General features: G+C 45.9%; 4 protein-coding genes and 1 tRNA gene. 4 read left to right on the top strand and 1 reads right to left on the bottom strand.

The annotated features are described in order from the left end of the window. The first annotated feature begins 1,657 nt into the window (after positions 1-1,657). From rimP to rbfA, 4 genes are all read left to right on the top strand, one after another. Positions 1,658-2,167: a ribosome maturation factor RimP gene (gene rimP / locus RDO37_RS10215; RefSeq protein ID WP_156907540.1), complete on the top strand. Its 510-nt coding sequence runs from the start codon at positions 1,658-1,660 to the stop codon at positions 2,165-2,167. Positions 2,168-2,204: 37 nt separating this feature from the next. After that, on the top strand, positions 2,205-3,719 hold the full coding sequence (gene nusA, locus RDO37_RS10210) for a transcription termination factor NusA (RefSeq protein WP_027939381.1): 1,515 nt from the start codon (positions 2,205-2,207) through the stop codon (positions 3,717-3,719). 18 nt (positions 3,720-3,737) lie between these two features. After that, positions 3,738-6,284, top strand: coding sequence for a translation initiation factor IF-2 (infB, locus tag RDO37_RS10205; protein ID WP_273325691.1), 2,547 nt, complete (start codon positions 3,738-3,740; stop codon positions 6,282-6,284). Between the two features lie 378 nt (positions 6,285-6,662). Next, the gene (gene rbfA, locus RDO37_RS10200) at positions 6,663-7,097 is read left to right on the top strand and encodes a 30S ribosome-binding factor RbfA (RefSeq protein WP_308499004.1); all 435 of its coding nucleotides are present in this window, start codon (positions 6,663-6,665) and stop codon (positions 7,095-7,097) included. Between the two features lie 560 nt (positions 7,098-7,657). On the opposite strand, the gene RDO37_RS10195 is transcribed toward rbfA, so the two are convergent. Beyond that, positions 7,658-7,747 (bottom strand) — tRNA-Ser (locus RDO37_RS10195). Positions 7,748-7,769 lie beyond the last annotated feature (22 nt).

Here is a 7,769-nt window from a genome sequence, read left to right as displayed (position 1 = left end):
TATTTGATAGCGGCTGCGTGTTTCAGCCGATACGGGTAACTTGTTAACCGTATGAGATTTGGCGCAGCGACGCCATGAAGTTCACGCCATAATCGTAAGATTTGGCGGGAGTAATTCACATTAACTTTCAAAACCACACAGTATTGAGTTGTCGACCTGACATGATGGGGACGCTCGTAGCGGCTATATAGCACATTCAAAAAATGTAATGACTACATAGCTAACTTTAGAGCAATTAACAGTAAGAATGGCTAAGACAAAAAGAGCAACAAGCACTTTTGTGTAAAGCTCACCTTATCTAAGGTCATCAAAAGATATTAACACATTACTTTAATTTCAGATGAGGCAAGCTCTTTGAGAAAAGTTCTAATGAGTATACGCTCTTAGATATGAGGCAAGACTTGTCATGTATATTCCATAGTTACAGAACTCTTTGATCAAAATGCGCTCCTTTTTAAAGTTTGTTTCTGCGATCAAAGCAAAGCTTTAACTTGTAATACAATTAGTGCACATTTGTGCAAAATCCTCAGCTTTTGCCTCAACTTTAGACTCGTTTGTTGCATCTAGACTCTTGCTTTAGCTAGCAAAAGAATAGATTGGTTACGAGTTAAAGCATTGCACTGATGTTTACGCAGTGGCTGTGACATTACTTTGTTTTAATGATTTTGGTGTGGCACACACCTGTACACTTCCTTGTACAAACATCAAGCGTCCAAGAGGCTCTCCGCTCATACGCTTAGCGCTTACTTGTATAAGATTGGTGAGATCGCTTTAAGATAGGCCGCAATGCTCTTGCTTATGAAGATGGTGGATGGGGCTGGAGCTGTTAATGGAGCTTATTTGGTGAGAGCTTGAGTGCAGGCAATGGCATATTACTAATAGCTTGATAGCGAATGCATCGGTGATGATCTTTTTTGATGCTCACTTGAGTGTGCTAATTAAGCAGTTACAAGTTCGCACTTCGTTTTAGCAGTTGATAAGCAAGGCTAAAGAGCGCATTTTAGTAACTATATTGATGTTAAGGGGGCCTGCTTTGTTAATTATGAGGATGTAAATGGGAAAGTTTGAGGGTGCTAACTCGATAAAAAGGCCGATTAAGCTTGCAATTTCGTTAGTTTTTAGGTATAAATAGCATCGCTTTGTGTAGTCATTGTTGCGATGACTCTTTTACTTAGAGTATTTTCCGACCTGAGTAAATGTCAAAGCATGGTAGTTTTTCTACTACGTCATCACCCGATGACGTGCAAGAACGATTTGAACAATCTGTTGTATCTGCGAGAGCCTCTGGCCTTGTGCCTAAATAGCTTGCAAAATTTTGCACTTTTATAGCCTCTCGTGTGAGTAAGTAGCAAGCTTAGCTTGGCTTTATACTCAAAGATAGCAAGTGCTATCTGTACTTCAGATTGCAAGGTTGCCCTTGCGAATAGGTGCAACTTTTACAAGAAGCCCCAACATCGGGGCTTTTTTTATGCCTAAAATTTACCTTAGCAACAGGCGCAAGCGCATTTTTTGTGGTGTTTTATAAGCGCTGTTATAACCATGGTTATAAGGGGTTTACGTGCTTTATCTGTAAACTTTGTCAGATATAGCTATGGTGTGGATAAGGTTGTTTAGGCAGTCAATAGGTTTGATACTTTAAAGCTTTTCAGGTATCAGCTTGCGAAACAATTCAACTTATGAGGTGTTAATGACGGGATCTCTTGAACAAAAGCTTCATGAGCTCATTGAGCCAGTAGTTCAGTCTTTCGGGATGGAACTGTGGGGCTTGCGTTACCGTGTCGGACGCAATACGGCACATCTGCAGGTGTTTGTCGAGGGAGATGGTGGCGTTAATGCAGACGCCTGTGGTGATATCACAACAGCTTTATCCCCATTGCTTGATACAGCAGATCTGATTGATCCAGCATATATCCTTGAGGTTTCATCCCCTGGCCTTGATCGTATTCTTTTTACTGTTGAGCAGTTACAAAAGAGCGTCGGTCAAGAGATCAGCGTTGCTTTAAAGATGGCAACAGATGGACGTCGCAAGCTTGAAGGCAAGCTCGTTAGTGCACAAGAAGATGGTTCTTTTGTAGTGCACGACAAGAGCTTAAATGCAGAAGTTACAGTAGCGTTTGAGAACGTTTCTGTAGCCCGCATCGTGCCTGATTATTCAGCATTACTATAGGAGAGATGCCCGAGGCATCCACAAGAGGTTAGACCAAATGGGTAAGGAAATCATTGCGATAGCCGAGGCGCTCTCCAATGAGCGAGCTATTCCAAAGGAGAAGATTTTCGAAGCTTTGGAAGTGGCTTTGGCCAGTGCAACTAAGAAGAAGTACTCTGTTGATATCGACTGCCGTGTTGAGATCGACCGTAAAGAGGGTTCATATACTACCTACCGTCGTTGGGTAGTAGTAGATACTGATGGCCCACTGGACAATCCAGTACAAGAGATTTCTCTTGCAGCTGCTCGCGAAGAGTATCCAGAGATCAGTGCTGGTGATATCGTTGAGGATGAGATTCCTTCTGTATCTTTTGACCGTATTACCATCCAAACTGCTAAGCAGGTTTTATCACAGCGCGTACGCAATGCCGAGCGCGAGCAGTTAATTGAAGATCAGCGTGGTCGTTTAGGTCACGTAGTCAATGCTACTGTTAAGCGTGTCAACCGTGAAGGCTTAATCATTGACCTTGGCAACGGTGCTGAAGGTCTGTTACGCCGTGACAATATGATTCCTCGTGAGAACTACTCACGTGGCGATCGTATTCGCGTACTCTTAACTGAGATCCGCGAGGAGAACAAGGGCCCACAGATCATGTGTTCCCGTACCGCTCCTGAGTTCTTAGCTGAGCTCTTCCGTATTGAAGTACCAGAGATTGGTGAGGGTGTTATCGAGATCATGGGCGTGGCTCGTGACGCAGGTTCCCGCGCTAAGATCGCTGTACGTTCTAAGGATAAGCGTATTGATCCACGTGGCGCATGTATTGGTATGCGTGGCGCACGTGTTATGGCTGTGTCCAATGAGCTTGCTGGCGAGCGTATTGATATCGTCCTTTGGGATGAGAACCTCGCTCAGTACGTAACCAACGCTATGGAGCCTGCTGAGGTTTCACGTATTGTTATCAATGATGAAAACCACAGCATTGACGTAGCTGTTGCCGACGAGAACTTAGCTTTAGCTATTGGTCGCAACGGTCAAAACGTACGTCTTGCCTCTCAGGTCTTAAACTGGTCTTTACAGGTTAAGGCTGAGACTGAGATGGATCAGGAGCTTGCCGCTGAGAGTGCTCAAATCGTTAAGTTCTTTACTGAGAACCTCGATATCGATGAGGACTTTGCTCGCGTATTATCCGATGCCGGCTTCCAGACTTTAGAAGAAGTTGCCTACGTTCCAGCTGAAGAGTTCTCTGACATTGAGGGCTTAGATGATGAGCTTGTGAAGGCTCTTCAAGAGAATGCTCGTGCAGCAATTGCTGCTAACGAGGAGAAGCTCAAGGCTGAAGGTGCTGATGAGCTTATGAAGGTTGAAGGTGTAGACACCGAGCTTGCTTTAGCTATGGCTAAGAAAGGCATTAAGACCCTTGAAGAGTTAGCTGAGCAGGCTATCGATGATCTCACTGATTTAAATATCGACGCGCAGCGTGCTGGCGATATTATTATGGGCGCCCGTAATCTGACTTGGTTCAAGGAAGAAAACGCTCAGGGTGATTCTAGTGCATCTGATGCAGAGCAATAATAAGAGGGGTGAAACAACATGGCTGATGAAATAAAGACCGAGGACAAGGCTCCAAAGCGCATGTCCTTAAACCGTTCCGCCCACGCTTCTGTGAAGGTGCAGGACTCAACTGGTAAGCCTAAGGTTGTACAGGTTGTTCGTAAGAAGACCATTAAGTTCGATCCTAAGCTTGCTGAAAAAGAGCGTTTAGAGGCTGAGGCACGTGCTAAGGCTGAAGCCGAGGCTAAGGCAAAGGCTGAAGCTGAAGCAAAGGCTAAGGCTGAGGCTGAGGCAAAAGAGCGTGCTGAGGCAGAGGCTAAGCGTAAGGCTGAAGCTGAGGCTAAGAAGAAGGCCGCTGATGCTGCTAAGAAGGCTGCAGCTGATAAGGCTGCTGCAGAAAAGCCAGCTAAGATTGCTGAAAAGAAGGCTGAGGCTGAAGAGGCTGAAAAGCTTAAGGCTGCTCAAGAAGAAGCACAGGCTAAGAAGATCGCTCTTGAAGCTAGCCGTCAGGCCGAAGAGGCTCGTCGCTTAGCTGAGGAAAATGAGGCTCGTTGGGCTGCTGAGGAAGAAGAGCGTCGTCGCTTAGAAGAGTCCGACGGCATCGAGGAGTCCTCTGCATTCGTTCGTGAGGCAGAAGCTGCACGTGATCGCGAAGAAGAGAATCGTGGTCGTCACCGTACTAACGAGCGTGGTGGTAAGGTTGCTGCTAAGAAGCGTGAAGAGTCTGAAAACACCTTCGTACGTGGCCGTGGCAACAAGAAGCAGCCACAACGTAATGGCCGTGGCGCTCAAGCTAAGGGCAATCAGCAGCACGGCTTTAACCGTCCTGTAGCACCAGTTTCTCGTGAAGTAGTAATTGGTGAGACCATCACTGTAGCCGAGCTTGCTCAGAAGATGGCTGTTAAGGGCGCTGAGGTTATTAAATGCTTAATGAAGCTTGGTGAGATGGTTACCATCAACCAGGTTATCGATCAGGCTACTGCTCAGATCGTAGTTGAGGAAATGGGTCACAAGGCCATTCTGCGTAAGGAGAATGAGCTTGAAGAGGCAATCTTAGCTGATCGTCAGTCTGACGCTGCTAAGGCTCTGCCACGTGCTCCTGTTGTTACCATCATGGGTCACGTTGACCACGGTAAGACTTCCTTACTCGACTTCATCCGTAAGTCCAAGGTTGCAGCCGGTGAAGCTGGTGGTATTACTCAGCGTATCGGTGCTTACCACGTTGATACTCGTGGTTCAGGTATTACTTTCCTTGATACCCCAGGTCACGCTGCCTTTACCGCAATGCGTGCTCGTGGTGCTCAGGTAACCGATATCGTTATTCTGGTAGTTGCTGCCGATGACGGTGTAATGCCTCAGACTTTAGAAGCTATTCAACACGCTAACGCTGCTAAGGTTCCTCTCATCGTTGCTATCAACAAGATTGATAAGCCAGGTGCAGATCCTATGCGCGTAACTAACGAACTCATCCAGCACGGTGTTATTCCTGAGTCTATGGGTGGTGAAGTTCAGTTTGTTGAAGTTTCCGCTAAGACTGGTCAGGGTGTTGAAGAGCTCTTAGAGGCTGTGTTACTGCAGTCTGAAGTTCTCGAGTTAACCGCTGTGGCTGATGGTATGGCCTCTGGTGTTGTTATCGAGTCTCGTCTTGATAAGGGCCGTGGTCCAGTTGCCTCCGTATTAGTACGTGAGGGTACTCTGCACAAGGGTGACGTAGTTCTCTGTGGTCTTGAGTATGGTCGTGTTCGTTCCTTACGTAACGAAAAGGGCCAGAACTTAGATGAAGCAGGTCCTTCTTTCCCAGTTGAGATCTTCGGCTTATCTGGTGTACCAGATGCTGGTGACGAAGTTACTGTTGTACGTGATGAAAAGAAGGCACGTGAAGTTGCTCTGTTTAGACAAGGCAAGTTCCGTGAGCTTAAGATCGCTAAGCAGCAGAAGGCTAAGCTTGAGAACATGTTCAAGGATAACCAGGCTTCAGAGCTTAATGTTGTGCTTAAGGCCGACACTCAGGGTTCTGTTGAGGCTATCTCTGATGCTCTGTACAAGCTGGCAACTGATGAGGTTAAGGTTAATATCATCGGTTCAGGTGTAGGTGGTATTACCGAAACTGACGCAACCTTAGCTACCGCTTCTTCAGCTATTATCGTTGGCTTCAACGTACGTGCTGACGCTCCTGCTCGTCGCGTTATCGAGACTGAGGGTGTGGATCTGCACTACTACAGCGTTATTTACGATCTTATCGATGACGTTAAGAAGGCTATGTCTGGTCTTCTTAAGGCTGAAGTTCAACAGCGCATTATCGGTATGGCTGAAGTACGTGATGTCTTCAAGCATCCTAAGTACGGCTCAATTGCAGGCTGTATGGTTACCGAAGGTACCGTTAAGCGTTCTGCCCCAATCCGCGTGCTGCGTGATAACGTTGTTATCTACGAAGGCGAGCTTGACTCCTTACGTCGCTTCAAGGATGACGTATCCGAGGTTAAGAACGGCAACGAGTGCGGTATCTGCGTTAAGAACTACCAGGACGTTCGTGTTGGCGATCAAATCGAAGTCTTCGAGAACGTTGAGGTTAAGCGCACCTTATAATAAGGATGTGCTCATAGCCGAAGCTGCCTAAGGATCTTTTTAATAAAGTGCGCCTCTAGCAACTGCGTTTATAGCCAGTGCTTTTGAGCGAGAGCGTTTAGAGCAAGAGCATTTATAGGCATCGCTCAGCACGCTAAAAGACACTTAGGCAGTCACAATAAAGATAAGCTTGCTCCATGCATGGGGCAGCTTATACAAATCTTTGTTGTAGCAAAAAGCTCTAGTCTTATAGATCTTGTAGATTAAGACAGAGCTTTTTCTGTTTTTTAACTTAGTACTATGGGCTAGGCGCTAATTCAAGATACTTTCTTGAATGCGCTGAGCTTATAGCACTAACCAACGTAGGTGTACGTCGGTTGATTTATTAAAGGTAATACTATGCCAAAAAGTTATGGCCGTAATGAAAGAATCGCCGCATCGCTTCGTCGTGAAGCAGCCCGTATTCTTGCATCCGAGATTAAGGATCCGCGAGTCAAGCTGGCTACAGTAACCGAAGTTAATGTGGCTCCTGACTTACGTAACGCCACCATCTTCGTCTCTTTCTTAGACGACGATGAGACCACTGTAAAAGAGGCTATGCAGGTCTTAAATAAGGCCGCTGGCTTTGTGCGTTCAACCATGGCAGCACGTCTTAAGATGCGCTACATGCCAAACATTGAGTTTGAGTTTGATAGCCTCGTTAAAGACAGCATGAAGCTCGACGCCCTCATTGCTAAAGGCTTAGGCCCAAAGGATGAAGAGGCACGTATGTCCGATGTCGATTACGACTATGAAGAGGACTACGAAGACGAGCGTGACTCAGACAAGAACTAACAGCTTGCTTAAGCGCTATGTAGAGAGCAAAAGGCTCTAACGCTCTGGCACGCTATCTAAAGCTACTCAAGCAAAACCCATCAGCTAGATATTAAAGCTAGCTATGATCATATAGCTCTAAGTAGCTGACTCTTTTTAGTATTATTCATAAGCCCTGTTGCACAATTAATCCTGTGCAACGGGGCTTTTGTTTTGTAAGAGAATCGATATGATCTCGCTCTTCACCGCTTAGCAACACCGGTAAGAGTGAACTATGTAAGACTTCTTTAATGGAGCAGCAACGCATAAGCTACAAGCTACAGATTGCAAATATTCAGAGCATGACCTTATATGAGGTAAGTAGGCAACAGGCCGGATATAGGACTGCAGCAACAGACTTAGATAAGTAAAGGCTGTAAAAATATGGTTCTATGTTTTAAGAATGCAGGGCGTTACAGCTCAAAAAGCTGATGAAGCTTAGCTAACCTTGATGGTATGCAGTGAGGGGAACTTGTAAAGAAATGTTGTATCTAGGAATTTGGGAACAAAAAAAACGGCCTTAAAGCCGCTTGAGTACCTGATGGCGGATGGAGTGAGATTCGAACTCACGGAGGACGCAAATCCTCGACGGTTTTCAAGACCGTTGCATTCAACCGCTCTGCCATCCATCCGCATAGGTTGTGCGCACATTAT

Source organism: uncultured Anaerobiospirillum sp., assembly GCF_902485895.1.
Taxonomy (GTDB): domain Bacteria; phylum Pseudomonadota; class Gammaproteobacteria; order Enterobacterales; family Succinivibrionaceae; genus Anaerobiospirillum; species Anaerobiospirillum succiniciproducens.
Note: the sequence above shows the minus strand (reverse complement) of the source record. Positions and strands in the feature narration are given on the sequence as shown.

Bases quoted from the DNA above. Each gene is read 5' to 3' on its own strand.
- nusA (WP_027939381.1), top strand. From the start codon at position 2,205: ATGGGTAAGGAAATCATTGCGATAGCCGAGGCGCTCTCCAATGAGCGA.
- infB (WP_273325691.1), top strand. From the start codon at position 3,738: ATGGCTGATGAAATAAAGACCGAGGACAAGGCTCCAAAGCGCATGTCC.
- rbfA (WP_308499004.1), top strand. From the start codon at position 6,663: ATGCCAAAAAGTTATGGCCGTAATGAAAGAATCGCCGCATCGCTTCGT.